The 24390-nt window shown below is 45.5% G+C and carries 17 protein-coding genes; 5 read left to right on the forward strand and 12 right to left on the reverse strand.

Annotation, left to right across the window (positions count from 1 at the left end; translation table 11 throughout):
* Positions 1 to 31: 31 nt before the first annotated feature.
* Complete coding sequence (plsY, locus tag V202x_RS11355; protein WP_145174485.1) at positions 32 to 724, reverse strand: glycerol-3-phosphate 1-O-acyltransferase PlsY; 693 nt, start codon at positions 722 to 724, stop codon at positions 32 to 34.
* Positions 725 to 1004: 280 nt separating this feature from the next.
* Here plsY and amrS point away from each other — a divergent pair, with 280 nt between their 5' ends.
* Positions 1005 to 4187 (forward strand): AmmeMemoRadiSam system radical SAM enzyme, encoded by a 3183-nt coding sequence (amrS, locus tag V202x_RS11360; RefSeq protein ID WP_145174488.1) that lies wholly within the window; start codon positions 1005 to 1007, stop codon positions 4185 to 4187.
* A 147-nt stretch (positions 4188 to 4334) separates the two neighbouring features.
* A complete protein-coding gene (locus V202x_RS11365) occupies positions 4335 to 6248 on the forward strand; it encodes a redoxin domain-containing protein (protein ID WP_145174491.1) in 1914 nt (637 codons plus the stop codon).
* A gap of 7 nt (positions 6249 to 6255) precedes the next feature.
* Here V202x_RS11365 and V202x_RS11370 read toward each other — a convergent pair whose 3' ends face one another.
* A complete protein-coding gene (locus V202x_RS11370; protein WP_145174494.1) occupies positions 6256 to 6999 on the reverse strand; it encodes a HisA/HisF-related TIM barrel protein in 744 nt (247 codons plus the stop codon).
* A gap of 181 nt (positions 7000 to 7180) precedes the next feature.
* Here V202x_RS11370 and V202x_RS11375 point away from each other — a divergent pair, with 181 nt between their 5' ends.
* Together V202x_RS11375 and V202x_RS11380 are read left to right on the forward strand one after the other, a co-directional pair.
* Complete coding sequence (locus V202x_RS11375; RefSeq protein WP_145174497.1) at positions 7181 to 7660, forward strand: GNAT family N-acetyltransferase; 480 nt, start codon at positions 7181 to 7183, stop codon at positions 7658 to 7660.
* A 39-nt stretch (positions 7661 to 7699) separates the two neighbouring features.
* Positions 7700 to 8620 (forward strand): carbohydrate kinase family protein, encoded by a 921-nt coding sequence (locus V202x_RS11380; RefSeq protein WP_145174500.1) that lies wholly within the window; start codon positions 7700 to 7702, stop codon positions 8618 to 8620.
* On the opposite strand, the gene V202x_RS11385 is transcribed toward V202x_RS11380, so the two are convergent.
* From V202x_RS11385 to V202x_RS11430, 10 genes are all read right to left on the reverse strand, one after another.
* Entirely contained in the window at positions 8589 to 9461 is an 873-nt protein-coding gene (locus V202x_RS11385) for a fumarylacetoacetate hydrolase family protein (protein ID WP_145174503.1), read from the reverse strand. The genes V202x_RS11380 and V202x_RS11385 overlap by 32 nt on opposite strands.
* Before the next feature lie 2 nt (positions 9462 to 9463).
* Positions 9464 to 10492 (reverse strand): RluA family pseudouridine synthase, encoded by a 1029-nt coding sequence (locus tag V202x_RS11390; protein ID WP_232098947.1) that lies wholly within the window; start codon positions 10490 to 10492, stop codon positions 9464 to 9466.
* Complete coding sequence (locus V202x_RS11395; RefSeq protein ID WP_145174505.1) at positions 10489 to 11424, reverse strand: tetratricopeptide repeat protein; 936 nt, start codon at positions 11422 to 11424, stop codon at positions 10489 to 10491. The genes V202x_RS11390 and V202x_RS11395 overlap by 4 nt, the downstream gene beginning before the upstream one ends.
* 508 nt (positions 11425 to 11932) lie before the next feature.
* Entirely contained in the window at positions 11933 to 12613 is a 681-nt protein-coding gene (locus V202x_RS11400) for a DUF1559 domain-containing protein (protein WP_197993342.1), read from the reverse strand.
* Positions 12614 to 12725: 112 nt separating this feature from the next.
* Complete coding sequence (locus V202x_RS11405; protein WP_197993343.1) at positions 12726 to 13751, reverse strand: DUF1559 domain-containing protein; 1026 nt, start codon at positions 13749 to 13751, stop codon at positions 12726 to 12728.
* A 159-nt stretch (positions 13752 to 13910) separates the two neighbouring features.
* Complete coding sequence (locus V202x_RS11410) at positions 13911 to 14969, reverse strand: DUF1559 domain-containing protein (protein WP_145174514.1); 1059 nt, start codon at positions 14967 to 14969, stop codon at positions 13911 to 13913.
* A gap of 62 nt (positions 14970 to 15031) precedes the next feature.
* Positions 15032 to 15643, reverse strand: a complete 612-nt coding sequence (locus tag V202x_RS11415) for a pyridoxamine 5'-phosphate oxidase family protein (protein WP_145174518.1) — start codon at positions 15641 to 15643, stop codon at positions 15032 to 15034.
* Between the two features lie 94 nt (positions 15644 to 15737).
* A complete protein-coding gene (locus V202x_RS11420; RefSeq protein ID WP_232099005.1) occupies positions 15738 to 17075 on the reverse strand; it encodes an MFS transporter in 1338 nt (445 codons plus the stop codon).
* Positions 17076 to 17305: 230 nt separating this feature from the next.
* Positions 17306 to 18874 carry a hypothetical protein gene (locus tag V202x_RS11425; RefSeq protein WP_145174524.1) on the reverse strand — a complete coding sequence of 523 codons (1569 nt, stop codon included), beginning with the start codon at positions 18872 to 18874 and terminating at the stop codon, positions 17306 to 17308.
* Complete coding sequence (locus tag V202x_RS11430) at positions 18871 to 20010, reverse strand: hypothetical protein (protein WP_145174527.1); 1140 nt, start codon at positions 20008 to 20010, stop codon at positions 18871 to 18873. The genes V202x_RS11425 and V202x_RS11430 overlap by 4 nt, the downstream gene beginning before the upstream one ends.
* 425 nt (positions 20011 to 20435) lie before the next feature.
* Here V202x_RS11430 and V202x_RS11435 point away from each other — a divergent pair, with 425 nt between their 5' ends.
* On the forward strand, positions 20436 to 24347 hold the full coding sequence (locus tag V202x_RS11435; protein WP_145174530.1) for an FHA domain-containing protein: 3912 nt from the start codon (positions 20436 to 20438) through the stop codon (positions 24345 to 24347).
* The last annotated feature ends 43 nt before the right edge of the window (positions 24348 to 24390 follow it).

Consider the following 24390-nt stretch of genomic DNA (forward strand, 5'->3'; position numbering starts at 1 on the left):
TGTTCAGAATCCTGGATAAGGTTACGAAGCGTTATTCTGTTTGACCTGGTTCATGATCAGACAGATTTGTTTCTACCTGTTTTTGGTTGCCGAATTGAAACTTCTTTTCTTCGCCCCGCATGATCCGCCTCAGATTGCTCCAGTGACGTACGATAATTAATACCGGAACGGCTATACTGAATACGGCAAGACTCCATTTCTCTGATGAAAACGCAAGTGATCCCAGTTGAACGAATTGAGCAATTCCAAATGCGGTCGCAGCAATCAGGGAACTCAGAGCGACAATCCGCGAAATTAGAAAAGTCAAAATAAAAGCAGCCACAGCAATCAACGTAGACCAGGGTCCTAACACCAAGATCACGCCCAAACTGGTAGCCACTCCTTTTCCACCTCGGAAACCAAGCCAGACTGGAAACATATGACCGAGAATTGTAGCGACTCCGCTTAATACACGTACATGGTCAAAGTCGGAGGAATCTGTTGCCACAAAGAGTGATGGAATGAATAAAACGGGCAATAACCCCTTTAATGCATCCAACACGAGAACCAAAATTCCCCATTTGGCTCCCAGAGTCCGCGCCACATTAGTGGCACCGATATTGCCGCTACCCACTTTGCGAATATCCGTGTCTGTTACTAATTTCGCTACTAACAGACCGAAGGGTATGGAACCTGCCAGATAAGAGGTGAAAGCAATAAAAATCCAAAAAAAGTCTGTAAACATCGCTTAGACAATTTCGTATAATCTAATGTAAGCCATTCCAGTTGAGAAAACGACTTTGATGATACTCGACTGTGGCTGAAAAACACAGTAATCAGCTAAGATAGCCATGAAAGATTCAGTAGACTGAATCAATACTATGCATCACCGATTCTGAAACTCTATTTCTGCAAAGTTAGAATGTTTCGACTAACTGATGCCCCTCGCCATAGGAGATGGGTTATCTTGATCTCTGAGGGCACAATACCCTCTTTTTATCCCTGTTTTATGTTTTGCTTTAGCGATGACAGAAAAAAAACTTCCCGTTCTCCCAACGACTCAACCACAACATCCTGACATGGAAGAAGGGCTTTATCCTGCGCGCTGGTGGCATCAGACAGGTGAGAAAATTCTCTGTGATTTATGCCCCCGTGCTTGTTCGTTAGCGGAAGGCGATCGAGGCTTTTGTTTCGTCCGCCAGAATGTTGGTGGCAAGATGGCTTTGACCACCTATGGTCGTAGTACCGGGTTCTGTGTCGACCCGATCGAAAAAAAACCGCTGAATCATTTTTATCCTGGTTCAAGCGTACTTTCCTTTGGGACAGCTGGTTGTAATCTGGGTTGTAAATTCTGCCAGAATTGGGACATTTCCAAATCGCGTGAAATCGAACGCCTGAGTGCCCGCGCTATGCCAGAAGAAATTGCTGAGGTGGCATCAGAATTGGGATGCCAGAGTGTCGCCTTCACGTACAACGACCCCATCATTTGGGCTGAATATGCAATTGAGACTTCCAAAGCCTGTCATGCTAAAGGTATTAAAACCGTTGCCGTGACAGCCGGCTATATAACGGAAACAGCCCGCGCAGATTTTTTTGAGCATATCGATGCTGCCAACATCGATTTGAAAGCATTCACAGAAGAGTTTTACTATCGTATCACCCTTTCTCATCTTCAACCTGTATTGGATACATTGCGCTGGCTTAAACAGGAAACTGATGTCTGGTTCGAAATTACGAATCTGGTCATTCCCCAGGCCAACGATGGTGACAACGAATTTCAACAAATGTGTGATTGGATTCTCAAGGAAATTGGCGATGACGTCCCCCTTCACTTTTCAGCCTTCCATCCCGATTTCCGCATGCTCGATCGAGGATCGACTCCTCCCGAAACGCTGGTCCGTGCCAGAGAGATCGCGCTGAAAACAGGCCTCAAATATGTCTATACTGGAAATGTCAACGATGTCACCCGACAGAGCACCTATTGTCCAAACTGCCAACAAACCTTAATCGAACGCAACTGGTACCAGTTAGGAAAATATGCCATTAATCAAGGTCGTTGTGGTTATTGTGGTACTCAGATCGCCGGTCACTTTGATGACCAACCAGGGACCTGGGGACAAAAGCGACTGCCCGTTAACATCCAAGCGGTTTTGAAAAAGAATTCCCACACTCACTCTCAAAAAGTGAATCTTCAGAAAGGTTCTTCCACGATGTCAGCTCCTAGATCGTCCCAGAATATTGAACTCACACCTGAGCATGAGCAGAAACTGCTACAGAAAGCAACTTCCGTTGTGGTGAGCACTGCAACGAACGGCAGGTCTGAAGAGATCTTCCTGGGTGAATTAGAACAGACAGTTGTCAACGGTGCTTTTGTAAGCTTAAAGCGACAAGGACAACTGCGTTCCTGTTGTGGAAATTTTGGACAACCAACACCACTGGGACAGGCGTTGCAACAAGCGGCAGAACGTGCTGCCAAGGATGACCCCCGTTTTCCTCCGATTTCCGCAACTGAATTATCTCAACTTGATGTGGAAGTCTGGCTGTTATCCGAACTGGAAGAAGTGCAGGAACAAGGGTCAGACCGTATCGACGCGGTCACTGTTGGTCTGCATGGCTTGCAGATTCATGCGCAGGGGCGTAGTGGTTTATTACTGCCTGGTGTTCCCATCGATCATGGATGGGAAGCAGAAGAATTCCTGAGTCAGACCTGTATTAAAGCGGGTCTCCCCCCTACCTCATGGAAAGAAGAGGGAACCAGATTATTTCGGTATCAAGGAGTATCCTGCTCTGCAAAGTTAGCAGAAATTGCTCCGGAACCAGTTGAAACGACGACACAACAAATTCTAGGCCCTCGCGAATTTGCTCAATATCTTCAATATGTACAATCGACTATCGAGGCCTTGATGAAGGGCCAGGTTCCCTCCTACTACTGTGCCGCCGTTTCCGATGCGAATATTCAGGGAGTTGCACTGTTAATCACAAGAACGGATTCTGAAGAGGAACTCGTTTTATCGAAATGGACCCTAAAACAATCGTTTCCGATGCAATCAACGGTCTTCTCACTCTGCCAACAACTGGCTCAAATTGTGGCACAACAAAATCTGCGTCTGGGTGAATTTCAGGTCAAACTGGTTCTAGCCACAGATCCGGCGATGCATGGAAATGTTGAAAAAATGGATCACTCGAATTTCGATTCAAAGAATCGTAGTCTGTTGCTGATAGAAGGGCAGAAAACGGGCTGGTTCTTCGATCGCGAATTGGAAGCGTCACTCACAGTAGCACAAGCACAGCAGGCGATGGGATTGATTCAACCGGAATCTACCCAGGTCTTTAGCCTGGCGGTGCAGACGGCTGCAACTCGTTTTCAAGTCGTCAATCAGCCTCGCGCGGAATTAGGACCGGAGGTCAGGCCACCCGGCGTCGCCGGTACATTTTATCCAGCGGATCCAGGTACTGTCGAAGCACAACTGAATGATTTGTTCCATGAAGCAGAATCGCCAGAACATTGGACGGCAGCAATGGTCCCGCACGCGGGTTGGATGTATTCCGGAAAAATCGCAGCCGATGTATTAAAACGAATTCAATTACCATCCACAATTATTGTGATTGGTCCGAAACATACCCGTGCAGGAGTCGAATGGGCGGTAGCCCCACATCAGGTGTGGGAACTGCCGAATGGAAACCTGAAATCAGACGCCGATCTGGCTAAAAAGCTGGTTGAAAAGATTCCCGGTCTGGAACTGGATGCAGCCGCGCATCAAAAAGAACATGCGATTGAGGTCGAATTACCACTGATTAAACGACTGGCCCCCGACGCTCATGTTGTGGGAATCGCCATTGGTGGTGGCAACTTGAAACGCTGCGAACAGTTTGCTGAAGGTTTAGCCGATGTCATTCAGGAATTAGAGGAGCCACCTCTCTTATTGATTTCCAGCGATATGAACCACTTTGCAACGGATGCAGAAAACCGCCGATTAGATGAACTGGCCTTAGAGAAGATGGTTGCTCTCGATCCTGATGGACTACTCAAAATAGTGAATGAGCAACATATTTCTATGTGTGGAGTCCTGCCTGCGGTGATCGTGATGAAAACATTGCAAAAAATGGGCAATTTAAACCAGATAGAGCGAGTTGGGTATGCTACATCTGGCGATATTACAGGAGATCGATCCCGTGTCGTCGGTTATGCAGGCCTTTTGATGAACTAATTGACGACATTGTTGAACGTCAGATTCGTTTCATGTGATTCATGAAAATTGATGATGACCAATTCCTATGTTTTCTACTAAAATCCCGACTCTGTCAGTTTTTAGTTATTTAAAGTATGCGTGCCAGCGGAATCGGAGCCTCGTGATATGTCTATTGGTCGAATCTCATTTTTAACAGTGTTCGCGCTTCTTATTTCAATTTCCGACTCGTTGTCGGCAGCAGATGCCCCTTCTGTAGAATTGGCATTAACATTCAAGCCGATTCAGAAAGACGTCGAAATTGAAATCCCGGCAAAGTCGGATTATAGCCGTTGTAAGGTCGAAGTCGAGCAAGGCAAAAAGAGTTCGGGATGGGTTGTCTATGGTCCGAACGGGCAGATATTAAGACGTTTCGTTGATACAAACGGCGACAATGTTGTCGATCAATGGCGATATTTTAATCGCGGCCTGGAAGTATACCGCGATATCGATTCGAACTTTAATAATAAAGTAGATAGCTCGCGCTGGATGAATCTGGCAGGAACTCGCTGGGGCATCGACAGTGATGAAAATGGTGAGATTGATGAATGGAAAATGATCTCTGCCGAAGAAGTGACCAGAGTCGCAGTGGCAGCTTTAGCAAAAAATGACGCGCGTGCATTCCAGACGCTGATGATTACTGATGAAGAGCTTGCCCAATCAGGAATTAAAAACCCTTTTTCAGATAAGATTCGTGAATCCGTGAAGGGGGCCAAACAAGGCCTTTCCACGATGCTTTCCAAAACCAAAATGATTACTCCTGATACGGTTTGGGTTCGCTTTGATGGTTCCATGCCCGGACTGGTCCCTGCCGACGATATCAAAACGGATAAAGATTTACATGTCTTTGAAAATGTAATGGCCATCGTAGATACCAAGGGAAAAAGTGGCTTGATTCAATTTGGCGAGCTGATCCGGGTCGGAAACAACTGGAGACTGACTCAGGTTCCCCTGCCAATCGAAGGGGAATCGATGCAGGTCACCGAAGGGGGAGTCTTGATGCAACCTGTCGCCGGGAATGCTGCTCTGCCCACCAATACAACAGTCGGTCTCTCCAAAGAAATGCAATCCTTATTGGATCAACTACAGAAACTGGACCAAAACAGTCCCACACCAGACAAAGGTCCCAAAGCAATTGCAAAATACAACGCGGATCGAGTTGTAATCATTGAGAAGCTGATTGCCGCTGCCAAAAATGAGGACGAACGAGCACAATGGATCCGGCAGATGGTCGATGGATTAGCGGCAGCCGTCCAGACCGTTGGTTATCGAGATGGTTTAAAACAGTTACAGAAAATCAGAGACGAGCTACAGAAAAATTCACAGGACCAGGATCTGGTCGCTTATGTTACATACCGTACTTTGCTGGCTGATTACAGTTCGCAATTGCAATCAACACAAAGTGACAAACTCCGCGATGTGCAAGGTTGGTGGCTGACTCAGTTAGAAAACTTTATCAAGAAGTATCCGAACTCGGATGATTCAGCAGAAGCCATGCTACAATTGGCAGTCACACAGGAATTCAGTGGGAAAGTCGCTGAATCTAAAAAGTGGTATACCAAACTGGTAGAAAATCATGGCAGTTCGGAGGCAGGTACACGGGGCGCAGGAGCACTGCGTCGAATGAACCTGGCTGGCAAAGAACTCGAATTAGCGGGAACCTCTCTGGCAGGCGGTAGCATTAATGCCAAGCAATATCGAGGCAAAGCACTGCTGGTCATCTTCTGGTCGAGTTGGTGTAAACCATGCACAGAAGATCTGCCACAGATTCAAGAACTTTATAAAAAATACCATAGCCAGGGCTTTGATGTATTGGGAATTAATCTCGATGCGACGTCAGATCTGGCGGAAGCCTACATCAAACAGCACAAAATTACCTGGGCTCAGATTCATGAACAGGGGGGACTGGAAAGTGCTCCCGCGCGTGACTTTGGAGTCATCTCCCTGCCAACAATGTTCCTGGTCGATAAATCTGGTAAGGTTGTTAACCGAAGTGCGACAGTATCTGATCTCAAAAAAGCACTCCCTGATTTACTGAAATAGGGATTCATTAAATCAGTGAAAGAACTGCTTCTCTGTCGATTCGACCATCGTGTAGCGCAGACGCAACCAGAACCGCATCCGCGCCAAGTTTGGCCTGCGCCATGAGATCGTTACAGTTTTGAATCCCCCCACCGGTAATCAATCGCAATTCCGGGTAGCGACTGCGTACTGTGTAGCAGAGCTCTTCTGTTCCCGTCCCCTTCCCCGTGCCAACTTGTGCCAGATCCAACAAGATCATCTGCTGAATTCCCTGACTGAGACTCAACTCTGCGATTTTCAACGGATCTTTGATCAATGCATATTCGTTATGAGGCACATCGCTAACAAGGGGCTGTCCCTGTTTGAGATCGAGACTAAAGGCAGTCTGCTGCGAACCCCACTGCTCGACCAATTGTCCCAACTCTTGAGGCCCGGCCAAAGTTTCCAAACCAGCCACAACCGAAATTCCCGGTAGAGAAGTGAGCGGTTGGCTATCAGCGGCATATCGCAGGCCGCAGTCCAGCAGAAATGTGAACTCATTATCAAGCAAATTCTGATAAAGATCCAAATTGAGTTTACCATGAACGATTGCATCCAGGTCAGCAACATAGAACTCTGAGATTTGGAATTCGTCTCGTAAGGCGCGAGCGATATCAAGGGGCTGATTGGACTCTGTCAAACGACTTTGAATCGACTGATAATTATCACGTTGGCCAGCAACCCCGCGAACAACCGTTTGATTGAGAATGTCCAGGACAGGCAGAATTTTCATTGATCGATTTTCAGTTTAAACTCAAATTTAATTTATGTGTGCGTGCAGAAATAAAAGCGACTTTGACTGTCTTTGGAACGAGTGACTCCCTTATTTCTAATTCTCTGACTAAAATAACACTTTCAGACCAGAATTTTGATCTCACACACACAAATTTCCCTGATTCAAGCATAAAGACAAGCTGATGGAACTATTCGAAGCAGATCTGACAAACGCACAACATGCCCATGCGGTCGTTTTTTTGTTAAACAGTTATGCCAGTAGTCCTGAAGGAGGCGGCAAACCACTACCCGATGAGGTACAGGAAAATCTTGCCAACGCATTGCAAAAACGGCCTGAAGCGGTCGTGGTATTAGCATTTGAAGACGAAGAGCCTGTTGGACTGGTAATTTGTATGGAAGGCTTTTCGACATTTTCCTGTAAACCGCTCATGAATATCCATGATGTTTTTGTGGCAGCGACATTCCGAGGACAAGGTGTATCAAGACGACTATTTGAACGAGTCGAAGACATTGCCAAAGCGCGCGGATGCTGTAAACTGACTTTGGAAGTTTTAGAAGGAAATCAGGTTGCTCAAGCCGCTTATTCGAAATTCGGATTCTCTGGCTACGAACTCGACCCTCAAATGGGGCGGGCACTGTTCTGGGAAAAGAAGCTCTAAAGTAATCCCTGGTATTACTCGAAATTAAGAGTCGATTTTATGAAGCATGATGTTGTCGGGGTGGGTACCGTTGTCGTCGATCACCTGGTTCTTTTATCTCAACATCCCGAGCAGGATGCCAAAACAAATATTATCAGCGACGCCTATCAGATAGGTGGTCCTGTACCAACGGCACAGGTTCTGTTATCACGCTTCGGAAAAGCGTGTGCCTTCATAGGCAGTTGGGGTGATGATCAATATGGCCCTCTCATCGAGCAAGATCTGGCCACGGAAAATCTCAATTTGGAAGCCAGTCGGATGTTAGCAGGAACCCGCTCGGGTTATGCACAAGTCTGGATTGACGAACAGGCGGGAACACGCACAATTGCCTGCTATCGCCCCCAGTCCTGTCTACAACCAGATGAGCTGGATCTAAAGCTCATCCAACGGGCCAAAGCAATCCATCTGGATGGTTGGCCAGAAAAAACCTGCTTCGCTGCCGCGAAGATAGCAAGGCAGGCAGGCGTCAAAGTTTGTCTGGATGCAGGTTCTTTAAAGCCAGGCATGGAACAGCTGATTCCTTATTTGAACGTTATGAATTGCCCCCGGCGATTTCTGACTGAGTATCTGCAAACCGATGATATTCACACAGGGGGGAGAGCACTTCTCGAACAGGGACCAGAACTAGTCACCATTACCGATGGTACTCAAGGTGCGTGGCTCTTCACAAACGAAGTATGCTTACACAGTGCAGCACTGCCGGTTCTCTCACTCGATACAACCGGTGCGGGAGATGTATTCTCCGGTGCTTTGATCTATGGCATCTTGGAAGCATGGCCCCTGGATCGTACCTTGAAGTTTGCCTGTATCACGGCGGCACTCAAATGCGAGCGGCTGGGAAATCGAGATGCACTACCCAAGCTAGCTGAAATTGAAGCCGTTTTGCAAACTAGGGACTTGCCTCTTTCACGATGGGATTGATGAGGGTTCCAATCCCGTTGATTTCGATAGAAACAATGTCACGGTCTTCAAGAGTGAATTCATCTGGGGGTACAATCCCGGTCCCAGTTAATAAAATCGCACCTAGAGGAAACTCATTTTCTTTGCCTAGCCATTCAATCAAATCTTCAAGTCCCCGGGCCATTTCCTCAATGGAAGTAGTACCCTGAAACACTTCTTCCCCACCGCGTTCAATGACGAGTGTGATTTTGGTTTCCTCGCGTGGTAAAGGCTTCTCATGCAACAAGATACATGGACCAAGCCCGCAACACTGTTTGTAGAGTTTTGCCTGGGGAAGATAAAGCGGGTTTTCTCCTTCGATATCTCTGGCAGACATGTCGTTGCCGATGGTATAGCCCACCAGCCTTAAATCGGGTGAGACCACCAAAGCTAACTCGGGTTCTGGTACGGACCATTGGCTATCATAACGCACACGCACCGGTTGATTCGGTCCGCAGACGCGGCTGGGAGTCGCTTTGAAAAAGAGTTCGGGGCGATCTGCTGTGTAAACCTGATCGTAGTGTGAAGCAGCAGCTTCCGATTCTTCCATTCGTGCTACCTGACTGCGTTTATACGTCACCCCAGCGGCCCAGACTTCCTGATGATCAAGGGGAGCCAGAAATTCCAGTTGGTTAAATGGCACTGGAGGTAACTCGGTGTCGATCAGAAAATTTGCGAGCCCTGCAGGATCAGGAGCATACAAAATGTCCGATAGTCGATGGCAGTTTTCAACCTGAGTGAGATCCAGAAGTCGAACCTGATTCTCTTCCACGATGGCAACGTGCCGTTCTCCGCTTGACAATAAAACTTTAGCGAGTTTCATCTTCATTCGTCCTTCTGGTATTGGTCTAACGCAGCGAGTGTAAGTTCCATGTCTTCAGGTAATGGTGCCTCAAACGTCATTGGTTTTCCACTCTGAGGGTGGTTAAATTCCAAACAAAATGCATGCAGCGCCTGGCGGCTGATTAATAGATCGTTTTCACCTGCTTCTGCATCAATTTCAGCATGGACATTCAGGTCATTGATTTTTAAAGCAGTGCGGCCTCCATAGACACGGTCGGCAACAATTGAGTGGCCAATATGTTGCATATGAACTCGCAATTGATGCGTGCGGCCAGTACGTGGTTTCAGCCGGACATGAGAAAACGCTTTGTAACGCCTGATGGTTTCATAATACGTAAACGCATCACGGGCATTACCACCCTCGTCACAAACAATCATCTTTTCCCGGTGACGTGGATGCACACACATAAAGGTCTCAATGAAATCGCTGTCAAATTCGAGGCGCCCCCAGACGATTGCCCGGTATTCCTTCTGTACTTCGCGTTTCTCAAATTGTGCACTCAATCGTGCATGTACCTGATTGTCTTTCGCAACCACCAGCAAACCACTGGTATTCCGATCCAGCCGATGGACAATTCCTGGACGAAACTGACCGGCAACATCACTTAACTGATCGAAATGGTGTTGCAGTGCTCCCGCCAACGTCCCCGCATAATTCCCTTTTCCCGGATGCACAATCATATCAGACGGTTTATTGATGACGGCAATCGCTTCATCTTCATAGATGATGTCGAGAGGAATATCTTCCGGTGGCAACTGATTATCGGGCATTTCTGGCAAGCGGATTGAAACACGATCATTGACGCGCATCCGCCGGGCTGCTTTCACAGGTAAGCCATTGACGAGAACGGCCTCCTGTTTGATAGCTTTCTGAAATAAGACGCGTGTGTAATTCGGATACAGGCGACTTAGATAGTGGTCTATCCGCCAACCATGAGCGCGTGCCTCAACTGTAATTTCAATCGGCTCACTCGAGAGTTCAGGAGGTGACGAAACTTCGTCAGACATCATGGTTTCTTTTCAGTCGCTGGTTCCGACTTCGGCTTCTCTTGTGAAGACTCTGCTGGTTTGTCAGTGTCCTTAGGAGTAGCCGGTTTGTCAGCAGACTCAGGTTCTTCTTTCGCAGGCGTCGTTGAGTCCGGTGATTTTTTATCATCCGATCCTGAAGTCAGAGGCTCAGGCAGCCCGGGAATATTCAGAGGAGGTAGCTTCGGCAATCCGGAAGAATCCTTCTTGGCATTCCCGCCACTTCCAGGATTCGTACCAGGCATCGGCAAATTAAAGCCGGGTCTCTGTCGATCTCCGGGTTTAGGATCTTGTGCATGAAACCATTTATAAAATTTCTGAGTATTCTCATTCTCCAACACGGCTACTTTTTCACCTTTAACCGGCTTGACGCGTTGCTCAGCCAATTTTCGGAAGATGGAATCAGGAAATTCCTGGATCAACTTTTTATAAAGTTCGGTTGCATTTTTGAGGTCACCGTCCGACGTAGATTCCTCCGTCCTGGCCAGTCCAAAGAGAGCCCTTTCACGAATGGCGGGTATTGTGGAAGACGAGTCCAACAGTTGCTGAAATTGCTCTTTTGCATCTTCCAACTCTCGGTTACCGGCCTTTCGGTCCGTAAACATATTTCGAATCCCGGATTGCAGGTGACTTTCAGCCGCATTAACCAGAGCCCATTCTGCGACTTCTGTTCCGGCAAAATCTTCGGCCACGTTTTCATAATCTGCCGTTGATGCACAGGCGGCTAAACGGGTCCAACCTTCTGCATTTTGGGAAGTCGCACTGGCAGACCAGGCAAAGTATCCGATGATCAACACGAGAACAGCACCCACAGCCACGGCGATTTTCATTCCATACTTTTCCATAAATGGCTCTGCCTGAGCCATTAATTTACCGAGGTCGTTCGTTTGCAGTTCGTGTCTATGTTCGCTCTTCATGAGAGTCTCTCGCAGTTAATATGAAATCGTTCAAAACTTATTCACTCACAACGAGATAAATAAGTCCAAGCGCGAGTATATTGCCCCTGTATTTATGCGTCAAGCTGATCCCCCGGCTGGGACATGGTTCAGTATAAAGAAATTCCGATTTTCGATTCAAGAAGTAGAAAATCGAGCGAAATTTATCAAAAATAACACTGTACTGACAATCTCACATGTAAGTGATAAGCGTTACTCCAGTTGCCCCTGAATCGCTTCTAGCGTTTTGACGTTCGCTTGAAATCGTTCAGCAGAGGCTGTTTTGAACATCGAAGTTGATTCGAATGCTTTGCGAAGTCTGTGGTAGAATCTATTTTTAAAATCATACACGGAATTGTATGATCCATTACTTTCTCTTCTTTCGTTTGCTTCAAAAGCAAAAACAAGCACATCTAGTGCTGCGCCTTCTTAGAACATTCGCAAACTGGCGTTACTTACTATGTGGATCAGACTTCATATCGATATGTCTCTAGTAAGAAACGCATGTTTCAAAGATTATTTGAGGTGCCGCTGTTTGCGTTTTCGTAGCAACTGGTGGGGCGTTAGCGAGGCGTCTTAATATTTCAGGCGATGTTTCTTCTGAAAAGAAAGAAACACGACCATCCGCCATGAGTAGTTGCCCGCCCTTCCAGTCAGGTTCTCCAAAACTCTCTGGTCCCACACATAGCTTTACGCCTAGTGATCGCCAATTAAAAGGATAGCTCCAAGGATGATAATTTCCTCCGATCTCACCCGACATCCAGGTATGGGCAAGACCATTCTGCATTTGTTCAAATTGAACAGAACTATTTCGGTATAACAAATTAGGGTTCCCCAAATAATGGGTTAGTCCATAACCAGTCGTTGTATAATTTTCTCTTACATTTGGATTCAAGTAATAAGGCAGGGCTATTTCAAAGATATCAACATTACGAGGACTCTCCCACGATTCATTCAAATCGAGCCTGTTGTAATCAGGACTCGCATCCATATAGGGCCTGATCATCGTGAGCCAACCATTCATGGCGGTGCCATCCTCACGTATAACACCTCCGGGCGGCAAAAATCCATGTGTTTCATGGTAGTTATGGAGTGCGAGCCCGATTTGTTTCATGTTATTTTTTGATGTAGATTTGCGGGCAGCTAGTCTGGCTTGATTAACATATGGCATGAGTAAAGCAACTGATAAAAGTAACAAACACGGAATAATTGAGAACCTAAACAAACTTTGCCATCTCATAAGCATACCCGTTTTAATTTGCGATATTTCGAGTAGAAAACTTTTACTGTAATTGTTTCTGAATCGCTTGCAGTGTTTTCACATTCGCTTGAAATTGTTCAGGCGTTGCTGCTTTGGACAGAGTTGTTGACTCTAATGCTTTTGCAATGTCTGTTGTGGCATCAATCTGTAACAAATAATGGAGAGTATCAGCATACCGAGATGTGCGATTTTCAGCGTAGTACAAATAGATAGCCAGCGGTGTTCCTACAGAGCTGCGTAAGATTTCTACGAGATATTTATTCTTACCTTTGGCATCAGCTTGCAGATCAACACGTTCCCAATGAAAATCACCTATCTGAAATACTTTCGAGGGTCGCGCAGTTTGTTCTTCCGTGGCGACAGGAGGTGCTTCGGAAAAACGTTTGAAGATTTCAGGAGAAGTATCCTGTGAAAAGAAAGAAACTCTGCCATCAGCCATGAGTAGATGACCACCGTTCCAAGCTGGGTATCCGAAAGCATCCGGTCCCGTACAGAGTTTAGTTCCCAAGGGCCGCCAGTTAAATGGATAACCCCATGGCTGATAATTTCCTGCAACTTCTCCCGCCATCCAAGTATGAGTAGTTCCGTTCTTCATCTGTTTCAAGGAAACGCAACTATTTCGATTGAACAAATTAGGATTGCCCAAATAATTTGTCAAACCATAACCTGAATTGGTAAGACTCAGTTCCTCACCAGGAATCCTAAATATATAAGTTGAAATTTCATAGACTGGTAAATTGTCTGGACTGTTCCAAGATTTGTTATAATTAATCCAAGTAGAGAAGGGATTAGAATCAAGATAAGGCATCAGCATCATAAACCAACCATTCATAGCGGTGCCATCCTCGCGTATGACGCCTCCAGGTGGCAAACACCTATGTGTATCATGGTAGTTAGAGAGAGCCAGCCAAATTTGCTTCAGATTATTTTTTGAGGTCATCTTGCGTGCATCTACTCTAGCCCGATAAACCGCCGGCATGAGTAAGCCAAACATCAAAAGTAAAATACCTAAGATGATTCCAATCGTAATCCAACGTTGCCATTTCATGTCCATCCCCCCGCCTACAGTCAGAAGTGACGATTTGAAAACGATTACTACACCCTGGAACTAGTTCAGTGTTCGTTTCTATGCAGATGTGTCACCCTGCATTGTAACAGAATTGTCGATTGCTGAGATTCTTATTTCCTTTTTTTCAGAAGGGCAGTCTTACTGTAACTGTTTCTGAAGTGCTTTAAGCGTTTTGACATTCGCTTGAAATTGTTCAGGAGAAGCTGTTTTGAACAGCGAAGTTGATTCTAATGCTTTGCGAATGTCTGTGGTGGAATCGATTTGTAATAATAATTCAGGAAGACTAAATTCCAACGCTCTAGGCTCCTTTTTTTCTGCTTCAGTCAATTCGAATTTTTCATAAGTAAAAATACGTATTACCAACGCTGCACCGGCTTCATTTCGTAGCACATTTACAAAATATTTGATTCTGCTTTGAGGATTTGTCTGCAAATCAATGCGACTCCAATGGTACAGACCTGTTTGAAAGATTTTTGAGGGCGCTTCAATTTGTTCCTTTGTCGCGATAGGTGGTGCATCCGCAAAGCGTTTCAAAATTTTGGAAGATGTTTTGTTTGAAAAAAAAGAAACACTGCCATCAGCAAATAGTAAATGCCCTCCACTCCAGGGAAGACAGCCATAACTGTCAGGGCCATCGCAGAGTTTGGCACCTAGTGCACGCCAATTAAAAGGGTAGCTCCAGGGCTGATAGTTTCCTGCGACTTCTCCTGCCATCCAAGTGTGAGCGAGACCATTCTGCATTTGGTCAAATTGAACAGAACTGTTTTGATAGAACAAATTTGGATTTCCCAAATAATGAGTTAATCCAAAGCCAGTGCTTGTGAAAAGTTCTGGCACGCTTGGGTTCAGAAAAACAGGGCGAACTCTTTGAAAGACTTCAACATTAGCTGGACTATCCCAAGGTTCATCTAAATCCAGACTATTATAATCAGGGCTGGCATCCGTAAACGGCATGATCATCGTAAGCCAGCCATTCATCGCAACATCGTCCTCACGAATCCCTCCACCCATTGGCAGACATCGATATGCCTCCTGGTAGTTATGGAGTGCTAATCCAATTTGCTTCAAATTATTTTTTGAAGTCGACCTACGGGCAGCTTCTCTGCCATGATAAATGGCCGGCATGAGTAAGGCGAACACCAAAAGTAAAATGCACAAGATGATTCCGACAGTAACCCAGCGTTGCCATGCCATCATCAAAACTCCTTTCGCCGAATACGTTGGAAAATCAAATTGAGCTCACTTCAGGCTATCAGCGTTCAAGCATATTTCCAATGACCTTCCCATTTGTCAGTCCATAAAAACTGTGCCGCGAGATGGCCGTTTCGTCTTAGTTGTAACCAGTCAAGATAATCAATCCGGCAAACGATGACCGCAAAATTTTCATATCCCAGTTGCGCTTCTTCGTCGTTCGGCAACCTGTCGAAGAGATAATCGGGAAGGTTAGGAACGGCACTTTCCACTTTCGTTCCTGGTGCGGAAATTGTAATATATCCACGACGATGCTCAGGGCTGCTCTCACGCCAATGTTGTTCAGAGCGGGCATCATTGGTATGAATTGAAGCGACGCCTCTTAACCGGATTTGCACGCGCGTCACCGAGTCGTATGCCATCCACTCGACCCGGGGAGACGCTTTGATCTCGTTCACTTTATCAGACCGTTGATCGGTATAACAAATTAGTTCCCGTGCTTCCGTCTGAACGTCACGCAGAACCACAGAGCGAACCCGTGGCCGATCTTCTGATAGGGTCGCTAAATTACCCAGCCGCCAGGGATGTGTCTCGCTCTCTGCGGCCTCTTTCAGTTGTCGCCAGGACTCATCTAAAATCGTGTTGACATTTGTGGGATTAAACTGAAATTCTCTACTCATTGCGACTCAGTACTCAATTTCAATGGGACTAGTTATTTAACTCTATATTCATTCTGTTCGATCTCAGCCGACGGTCAAGCAAAAGTTTAAAACTTCAGGGACTCTCGTGTGCTAATGCTTCATCCTTAGGGTGATAAAATAATGCGATGGGAAGAATCACGAGTGCCAGTGCCAGAAAGACCTGGCTCATTGGCCAGTGAAACAGGTTGCAAATGACCGTAAAAATTTGGAAGAACAAAGCGGAAATGACGATGCCAATCCAGTTGATTAAATTCATCGCACCGATCATCCGCCCTTTTTGTGACTTGGGTGGTCTAGTCTGTAATTCGACCTGAAGTGGAACCACAAAGAGACCGGCGAAAAAACCCATCAATGTGAGAACCGAGCGTGCGGCCCATTCAAGCGCACTTTCGGGAATAAATGATTTCCAGAGCGAGGTGTCAGTCTCTTTCAGGCTTTCCAAGCTCTCAGCAGGCCCCCACCAGCCAAAACCGAACATAGCAAATAAGGTAATCACAATGCCCCATGCCCCCACCGTAACCAATGTAAAATTGACTCGCTTCCGTGAAATGCGTCCTGCTAAAATGCAGCCGAACGAGATACCAACCCCCATACAAGCCGCCATCAGACTGGTGCGGCTTTCACTTAAATGCAGTTGCCCGATCCCAAAGATATTTACTAAGGGCTGAATAATTCCCCCTACAAACCAGAACACTGAAGAGACGAGCAGCACATTTAATAACTGCCGATCTTTCAGTAGCAGGGATCTCGTTTCAGAATCAATTCCCATCGTCGACCAGCGAAACGAGAGTCCCGGTTGTGCAACGGGTGTCTTTCGTACCCACAAGGAAGCTATCGTCCCGATCACGGCAATCGCAATACAAAAGTAGCTGGTTTTCCAGAGCTCTCCCGGGAAGGCCTGTTTGACAAAACCGGCTGATGCCATTCCAAAAATAATCGCGACAAACGTCGTCATTTGAATGACACCGTTCGCCTGGGGTAAATCATCATCGCGGAGCATTTCGGGAAGAATCCCATACTTCGCCGGCCCGAAGATAGCGCTTTGTGTGCTTAATAATCCCAGCACCACGAGCAATGGCAATAAGTGACCTGTAAAAAATGCGGCCATCGCCAATAAGGCGATGACAATTTCGGCCACTTTACAGCCAATGATAATGGTACGCTTGCTGTTTCGATCAGAGAACCAACCCGCCAGCCCGGAGAAGAACACAAACGGTAGCGCAAAAACGGCTAAAGCAATTGGTTGTTTATCATTCGTTTGTTCCAGCAAAACCTGTTGCGCACAAACTAACAATACAAGTTGTTTATAGAGATTATCATTGAACGCACCCCAGAATTGTGTGACTGTCATGCCCCAGAATGAGGAATCATGATAGAGAGGAGGGAGTTCTTTTTTCGGAGTCAATTCCATTTCCGTCACTGCGGTACAATCCTTGTAGAGGGGTCATCGATTCGGCCTTGATTCCGATCAGAAAGTTCTCTCATGCAGTTCTAGAAGTTCAATTCCACAGACGCCTCATGAGCAGATAAACCATAGTCACTGACTGCCATTCTTACAATGTCGATTGCATCAATCCTCTGATTATGAACCGAAGTTCATTTGAAAAGCACTGAATGTGAGACGTTTGAGTAACCAAACCTTTATTCAGCAGGTTTTGCCGCCTCTTTGATTGATTCCTGAGGTACTCGCGCGTTCTTGATTCGAATGACTTTGAACTCCTGCGCACGCTTTTTGCGCGCTAATGCAATGATTAAGTCCTGGTTTCCTGTTTCACCGTAAATCCATAATTCGTTGATTTCTCCTCCAGATATACTACGGCTGATTTGATTCGGCGCTCCTAAAACCTTTTTTATTTGGTTACGATTCATGCCAATGGTCACCGTCCCGTTTCGAATTGCCTTTCGAATCGGATCATTTCGAAATTCCATGACTTCTTTCGGATTCAGCCATTTCTTCCCTTGTAACATAAAACCAAGACGGCCGAGCAAATTAGCTGCTTCTGAAGACTTGGGATTGAGTTCCCACGCTTCCAACAGTACTTTGGTTGCCCCCGCCTTGTCATTGGTCAGATCAATCATATCGCGGGCCAGACGAACGCGCCCGTCTGCATCGCTGACATCTAGTTTTTTCCGACGAAAATCAATCCAATTTGTCAGGGTTTGTTCTGCTTTGACTTTATTTTTGCGTCTCAGAAATTCCTCTGAAAGATCAAGCACATATTGGCGCGGCAATTCGTCAATTCGATTAAAGTCAAATTCGAGTTGCTCATTCTGATATTGGGTCACCAGATCGGTGCGTTCGGGTAACTTCTTTGCAATTTGATCTGAAATCTCAAAACCGTTGCTACCCCCTGCCTCCAGATTCTTCAGGATGCCTTCCAAAATCAACTGGGAATAGAACCAGCGAATCAGCCGCAGTCGTGTCTGTTGATCAGCTTGCTGAAAAACTTCAACTTGATTTTTTAGGTACTGATTTCGCTCTTTAGGAACATCTTTTTTTTGTGGCGTTTTAACTGTGGGAAAATACTTCAGAATAGAAGTGAGCAACGGTTTTAAATCTGAGTCTTTCTGTTTACTCAGGTTTTGCCTCTCAAGCACGAGTGCTTCATGCCGGAAAGTATCATACAAAAGCGGATCGAGTTGGTATTGTTGTGCGCGATCAGCCAGTTTCAGTAGTGCCTCTGGTTGTTTGACCAAAAGTTGACGGTACTCGGTATTGATTCCCATTTTATACGCAGAGAGTGCTTTTTGCGTCAGTTCCTTATCATCATAAAAAGTCGCTCGCTGCTTAGCCCAGTCAGCCAGGGCATACCATTCTCGTGGCTTTGAGCGGTCAATTTTTGTTTCCTCTATGACAAAATGCTCTATGTCAGAAGGTAATTTTTTCAGCGACTTGACGTTAAATAACAAACGTCCATTTTCTCGCGCCAATTCTCCCGTGACTTCTACATTTTTAAAGCTCGAATCAAGCTTGGGAATGTTACCGACAAAATGAAACGGAATGGGACAGTTTCGGAAGCGAAGCGATTTTGAACTGAATGTAGAAAGACGCCCTTCTAAAGTTTGGGGGACGCCAATCAACCGTTTCCATTGTTCGCGCTCGCTGACAAAGTGTTGGATACTCCGATCAGCGGCAGAAACCACATTCTGACAGAGAACCAATGCCATCAATGAGAACAACCATTTGCAGTGGCGATTCTGTTTATTCATTTCACCATTCCCAGATATTGGGTTTGTTGATTGAGAATTCCTTCAATCTGATCCCGGTTATGGAACTCATCAAACTCAATTCCAAGCTGTTCATACAAGTTTAGATGTGACCATAGAAAAGCAGTTTCACCATTGAGCAGAATAATTCCAGTACCAGGCTGCTCGGCAGCCTGATGGAAACTATCGATTTGAGCAGCAAAGATGAGGGGCTGCCCAGGATGCTGTTTGAGATACTCGCTGAAACTCGGTGCAGTCAGTTCAAGATAAAGTTGATATTCGTCGAGAATGATTGGTAAATTGAGACGAAAGCGAGGAGGTTCTGCTTCACTTTCGACCGCAACGGGAGTCAAGGTCGTTTCAAAGATCATCCATGTATCTGCATAACGGACATCGAAGAGAGCGGCCCAGCTATCGACATCACTTTGTTTGATCTGGGAAGCAGCTTCCTCGGCAATTTCAAACACAGGTGAAACAGCTTGAGAAGTAATCGATTGCAGTTCGCGGGATGTTTGACGAATTTCGTTGGCGCGGTGATCAGTGCGTCCTAAAATTTCGAGTGCTTCGAACGCTTCCAGGTAAGCCGAATTAGCGGCAATCAAATCACCCTGTTTTAAAAACGTTTCGCCAGCCTCTGTTGCAGTTTTCAATGTATCAGTTGCACGCTCTAAATTTCGGCTATGAATGATTCCGTACCCAGTGAGGCCAATGATCAATACGATGCCTGACAGAACAGCTCTAAAGGGGGTAATCAGTCTGGAGCTTGGAGCAGGTAGCTCAAACGGCGAAAGTTTCGGACTGGCAGCGACTTCAGGTCGTACCTCCTGTTGTTTTCGGGACACTTGCTTCTGCTTTCTTTTTTCTCTCAGTTGCGTCACAAAAGAAGTGTTCAGAAAGTATTCCGAGATCTGTTTTTGTGTAGGTAGTTGCTTCTTCTTTTTTTTGGCTTTTGGCGCGGGATAACTGTTCCGTGGGAGAATGAAATAGATCTCATCGCATTGTTGGCAGGCGTGACGATAAGGAGTTTTTCGCCGATAACCTGAAAGCCCCACGCCGCAGACGCACACAATTTCGTACGGCTCGGGAACGTCCTCTGTTTGACGTTTTTGTTTCGACGGAATTTTCAGCCAGCGAGCCATAAAGTCAGTACCGTTTTCGAGCAAAGTCAGCTTGAGATTGAGAGTAAATCGACCAGATGATTGAACAAAAAGTGACCTTTTACATTATAGGCATCCCGGCCGCTGATGTCATTGAGCTCTCCTTTCTGGAGGGTTTCCATGAGCATTTTTGTCTGAATTTGACTCAAAACGAGTAAAAACAACAGACTTTTAATCATTACAATCATTATTTCCCCGATCAATAACCAAAACTTTTTTTTTAAGATAAAACCCTCCACACCTGCAAGACCAATAGTTTGACCAGTGGTACTTTCAAAGCTATATGCAGGTAGGAAATAGCATGTTGATTTCCGTAATCATCAAGTTTGAGAACACATCGTTTTGAACCACAACAGACATTTTACTACTGAATTAAAATTCATCATCGCGATTTTGGGAGTATCAGGATGTTAACCACATCATCCCTTCATTCAGAGACGGCACAGAAATCCGGGGAATTTCAACTCCAGGTTTCTCTCCTGCCTTTGACACACACAATCACGCCTGTCGAATTAACGACAGGAGAGTATCAAGTCGGGTCTTCTCCCAATTGTCCAATTCGGATTGAAGTTCCGGGAATCGCAGAATTACATTGTATCATTATTGTTGGTGAACAAGAGGCTTCAGTTAAAGCGGTCGACCCTCGCGTCTGGGTGAATGATCGGCCTGTCAGACAAATTTCGTTAATACCAGGAATGAAATTTTTCGTAGGCCCCATAGGTATCATGGTAGAGTCTGTCACACAAGTTGCAGTTGAATCAAATGATGACCCCAACCAACTCAAAGATACTCTGGCAACAGATCAACAAATTGAGAACCCTGGCGAGTCGCAGGAAGTGGTAAAGTACCTGAAAATGCTTGAGGAACGTCAGCAGATGCTGACAAAAATCGAAGCGGAGCAAGTCGAGCTACAAAAGGAGATGCAACAACAGGAAGCTGAACTCGCTAAATTGCACCAACGTTTTCAACTTGACCCAACAGCACAAAGTACGACCGCAGTTGAACAAAACCAAGTTCTAGAGTCACAAAGCCAACAACGAACCTTCGATGAAGCGATTCTCGAATTGGATCATAAGCTGAATCAGTTAGATTTACTTCAACAGGAAGTTTCAAATGAACAAGAACAAATACTCGCTCAACAGAATGAGGTAAGAACGCAGAAACAAAAGTTGGCTCAATTCGAGACGTCTCTCAAACAAGAACAGAATCTACTGACAGAGCAGCAACGAAATTTGATACATGGCTGGCTCGACCTGGAAGAACATCAGGCAATTCAACAGACAGATCGAGAGACCGAACGTGCATTTCTGGAAGCACTCAAGTCAGAACATGAAACGCGTCAAACCGCCGACTCTTTGTTAGAACAATCATTAGTAGACTATGAACGTGATTTGAGCGAAGAACGCAGTCACCTGGAATCCTGGTCAGAAGATTTGGAAAAACAACAGAATTCACTGCGGGATCAGCAGGCTACTCTAGCAGAACGAGAGCAAACACTTCAATCAAACTTAGAATCTAAAGCAGACCAGGAAGACTTAAAACAAGAGTTGCAACAACAAAGAGAACAGCTGCAACAAGAACATGAGCAGCTAGAAACCACACGTCAGCAGTTGGAAGAACAACAGTCGCAATTACAAGATCAAACTGATGAACTAAATCGACAGCAACGAGAAGCCGAAGCCCTAAAAGCAGATTTCGATCAAAAAAACTCCACTTTGATCGGCCTGGAAAATGAACTCTCTCAACGGCAAGATAAGCTGGAAAAACAGCAGACCATTCTCGATGAACAGCAAGAAAATCTTGAAATAAAACAATCTAATCTGAAAGCAGAGCACCAGACACTCGAAACAAAACGTGAAGAGTATGTGGCCCAAATTGCTCAACTCGAAGAACAAAAAAGTGCTTTCGAAACAGAGAAGTCAGAGTGGAACCTTTCACGCACCACTTTCGAACAAGATCAAATTGAATTAGATCGGCAGAAACAGGAGATCGAAGAACGGCAGAAATCGCTTTTAGAACGCGAAGAGCAACTGACAACCAAAGAACAGGAGTTGAACGAACGAGAAACTGCCACTCAAGCCGAACCGTCTACTTTAAATGACGAACAAAACGAGCTTGACCGCGCTCATGCATTATTAGAGGCTGATCGTGAAAAACTCGAAGAACGCGAACAAGCACTTACTGCACGTGAACAAGAACTGGAAACATCGCTCGAAGAATTCAAAGAACAACAGGCACAGTCTCAGACAGATCAGACATCCAATGCGGCTGCACAGGAAGAACTTGACCGTGCTCATGCATTGTTAGAGGCTGATCACGAAAAACTTGAAGAACGCGAGCATGCTCTTACTGCACGCGAACAAGAACTGGAAACACTACTCGAAGAATTGGAAGAACAACAGGTAAAGTCTCAAACGGATCAGACATCCAATGCAGCTGCACAAGAAGAACTTGACCGTGCTCTTGAATCGTTAGAAGCAGATCGCGAAAAACTTGAAGAACGCGAGCAAGCATTTACTGCATGCGAACAAGAATTGGAATCGTTACGCGAAGAATTCAAAGAACAACAGGCACAGTCTCAAACAGATCAGACATCCAATGCGGCTGCACAGGAAGAACTTGACCGTGCTCATGCATTGTTAGAGGCTGATCGCGAAAAACTTGAAGAACGCGAGCAAGCACTTACTGCACGCGAAGAACAATTGGCAGCCAGAGAGAGCGAGACAGATGAGTTAAACACTGATCACGATTCGGTAAACAGTGATCAAGCAGGTTTATCTGGAGAACGGGAAGCACTGGAGCGGCTCAAAGCGGAGTTGGAGCAACAGGAAACAGACCTGAAAAACCGCGAAGAAACTCTAACGATCCGCGAGCGAGAATTAACTGAGGCAACACCAGCGGGTGCAGATCAGCAAGAGAAGATTGATGAATTGACTAGAGAACAAGAGAAGTTGTCTCTGGATCATGATCAACTGCTGATTGATCGGGAAGAGATCAATCGACAAAGAGAGCATCTGGAATCACAGCGATTACAAATCCAAAAAAGTCAGGGAGAATTGGAAGATCGTGAGCGAATTGTTCAGATCCGCGAACAACAATTGGATGAGCGGGAACAATTTATTGCTGAAATCGGGTTAAAACCGGTTGATTGTGATGCGGATGTCACTGGTGGCTCAGAAGTTGAAGATACTCCCATATTCAATCATGAAGAAGTAGACTCTTCTGATGAACCTTCAAAACAGATTCTACAAGAGCCAGGTTCTCTGCTACAGTCGTTCATGAATGATTCAACAAGTGAAACAGCAGAGCCAGATTCTGAAAATCTATCGTCAGAAGAAGTACAGCCAAAGACAGGGAGCTTACTCAATTTATTCACAAAAAAGGAAGAAGCTGAAACAACAGATTCAGAACAGATCACAGAGCAGAACTCTGCTGCCGAAGAAAAACCAGAAGAGTCAGCAGATCAGGAAGATTCTTATGTCCTCGATGATGCAGAAGATCCCAATTCTGTTTCTGCCTATATGGAAAGATTGCTTGCCCGCTCACGCGGGAATAGTTCTGGCGCTTTAGACTCTTCAAACATAGAAACTCAAAATATCACTTCCCCAAAAGAAAAAGAGAATCAGGAACCAGAGTCTGAGGTAGATAATCAAGTAACTCTTTCTACGAGTAGTTTTCTGGAATCGCAACTGACATCAGAGCAACTCTCAATGGAAGAAAAACTGGAAGCATTGAAGGAGGCTCCCGCACATTTACAAGATAAGGATGCAGTGCGAGACGCTATGAACTCATTCCGTGATGTTGCCAACTATTCGGCAAGGATGGCAATTGCGCGACACTCCATGAAAAACCAACGAACTGATCTGATCTTTAAAGGCGCTTTAGCTTTAGTCTGTGTCGTGACGACACTTGTTATTTTCGCCGAATCTATCTGGGGGCAAAATGGTCTAGGCGTGACAAAATGGGCGGCATTAGTAATTAGCATCGCAGCAACGACATTGTTTGTTCGTGCTTATAGTTCAGTTAAAAAGTTATTTCCCGATCAGGGACAATCAGAATCAGATTTACCTGAGCCTAATGAACAAAAACGTTCTGAAGAGCAATTAGGCCAAAAAGTAGATTCACTCAATGAATCTTTGGAAGACACAGACGAAATCTATGGACAACCAGAACAGTTGCTTTCAGATGAAGAAGAACTACAATCTCTTGAAGAACAACTACTGAAAACGGCCCGCGCAAAGGCAAAACATTCTGCACCGTCGTCTGAAGAAGACAATGATAGCCGAGTTCAAGATTTTGAAATGGATCAAGAGAAATAACCAGTCATTCAAAAAAAATATGGAACGGGAGGCGTATTAGGAA

It is taken from the genome of Gimesia aquarii, from assembly GCF_007748175.1.
GTDB classification, from domain to species: Bacteria; Planctomycetota; Planctomycetia; order Planctomycetales; family Planctomycetaceae; genus Gimesia; species Gimesia aquarii_A.

What these genes read in the sequence shown, in the direction of transcription:
- V202x_RS11385 (WP_145174503.1), bottom strand. Translation starts at nt 9,461, where the DNA reads ATGAAACTCGCTAAAGTTTTATTGTCAAGCGGAGAACGGCACGTTGCC.
- V202x_RS11420 (WP_232099005.1), bottom strand. Translation starts at nt 17,075, where the DNA reads ATGGAATTGACTCCGAAAAAAGAACTCCCTCCTCTCTATCATGATTCC.
- V202x_RS11435 (WP_145174530.1), top strand. Translation starts at nt 20,436, where the DNA reads ATGTTAACCACATCATCCCTTCATTCAGAGACGGCACAGAAATCCGGG.
- V202x_RS11425 (WP_145174524.1), bottom strand. Translation starts at nt 18,874, where the DNA reads ATGAATAAACAGAATCGCCACTGCAAATGGTTGTTCTCATTGATGGCA.
- V202x_RS11365 (WP_145174491.1), top strand. Translation starts at nt 4,335, where the DNA reads ATGTCTATTGGTCGAATCTCATTTTTAACAGTGTTCGCGCTTCTTATT.
- V202x_RS11395 (WP_145174505.1), bottom strand. Translation starts at nt 11,424, where the DNA reads ATGAAGAGCGAACATAGACACGAACTGCAAACGAACGACCTCGGTAAA.
- V202x_RS11400 (WP_197993342.1), bottom strand. Translation starts at nt 12,613, where the DNA reads ATGCCATATGTTAATCAAGCCAGACTAGCTGCCCGCAAATCTACATCA.
- V202x_RS11405 (WP_197993343.1), bottom strand. Translation starts at nt 13,751, where the DNA reads ATGAAATGGCAACGTTGGATTACGATTGGAATCATCTTAGGTATTTTA.
- V202x_RS11430 (WP_145174527.1), bottom strand. Translation starts at nt 20,010, where the DNA reads ATGGCTCGCTGGCTGAAAATTCCGTCGAAACAAAAACGTCAAACAGAG.
- V202x_RS11410 (WP_145174514.1), bottom strand. Translation starts at nt 14,969, where the DNA reads ATGATGGCATGGCAACGCTGGGTTACTGTCGGAATCATCTTGTGCATT.
- plsY (WP_145174485.1), bottom strand. Translation starts at nt 724, where the DNA reads ATGTTTACAGACTTTTTTTGGATTTTTATTGCTTTCACCTCTTATCTG.
- V202x_RS11415 (WP_145174518.1), bottom strand. Translation starts at nt 15,643, where the DNA reads ATGAGTAGAGAATTTCAGTTTAATCCCACAAATGTCAACACGATTTTA.
- V202x_RS11380 (WP_145174500.1), top strand. Translation starts at nt 7,700, where the DNA reads ATGAAGCATGATGTTGTCGGGGTGGGTACCGTTGTCGTCGATCACCTG.
- V202x_RS11370 (WP_145174494.1), bottom strand. Translation starts at nt 6,999, where the DNA reads ATGAAAATTCTGCCTGTCCTGGACATTCTCAATCAAACGGTTGTTCGC.
- V202x_RS11390 (WP_232098947.1), bottom strand. Translation starts at nt 10,492, where the DNA reads ATGATGTCTGACGAAGTTTCGTCACCTCCTGAACTCTCGAGTGAGCCG.
- amrS (WP_145174488.1), top strand. Translation starts at nt 1,005, where the DNA reads ATGACAGAAAAAAAACTTCCCGTTCTCCCAACGACTCAACCACAACAT.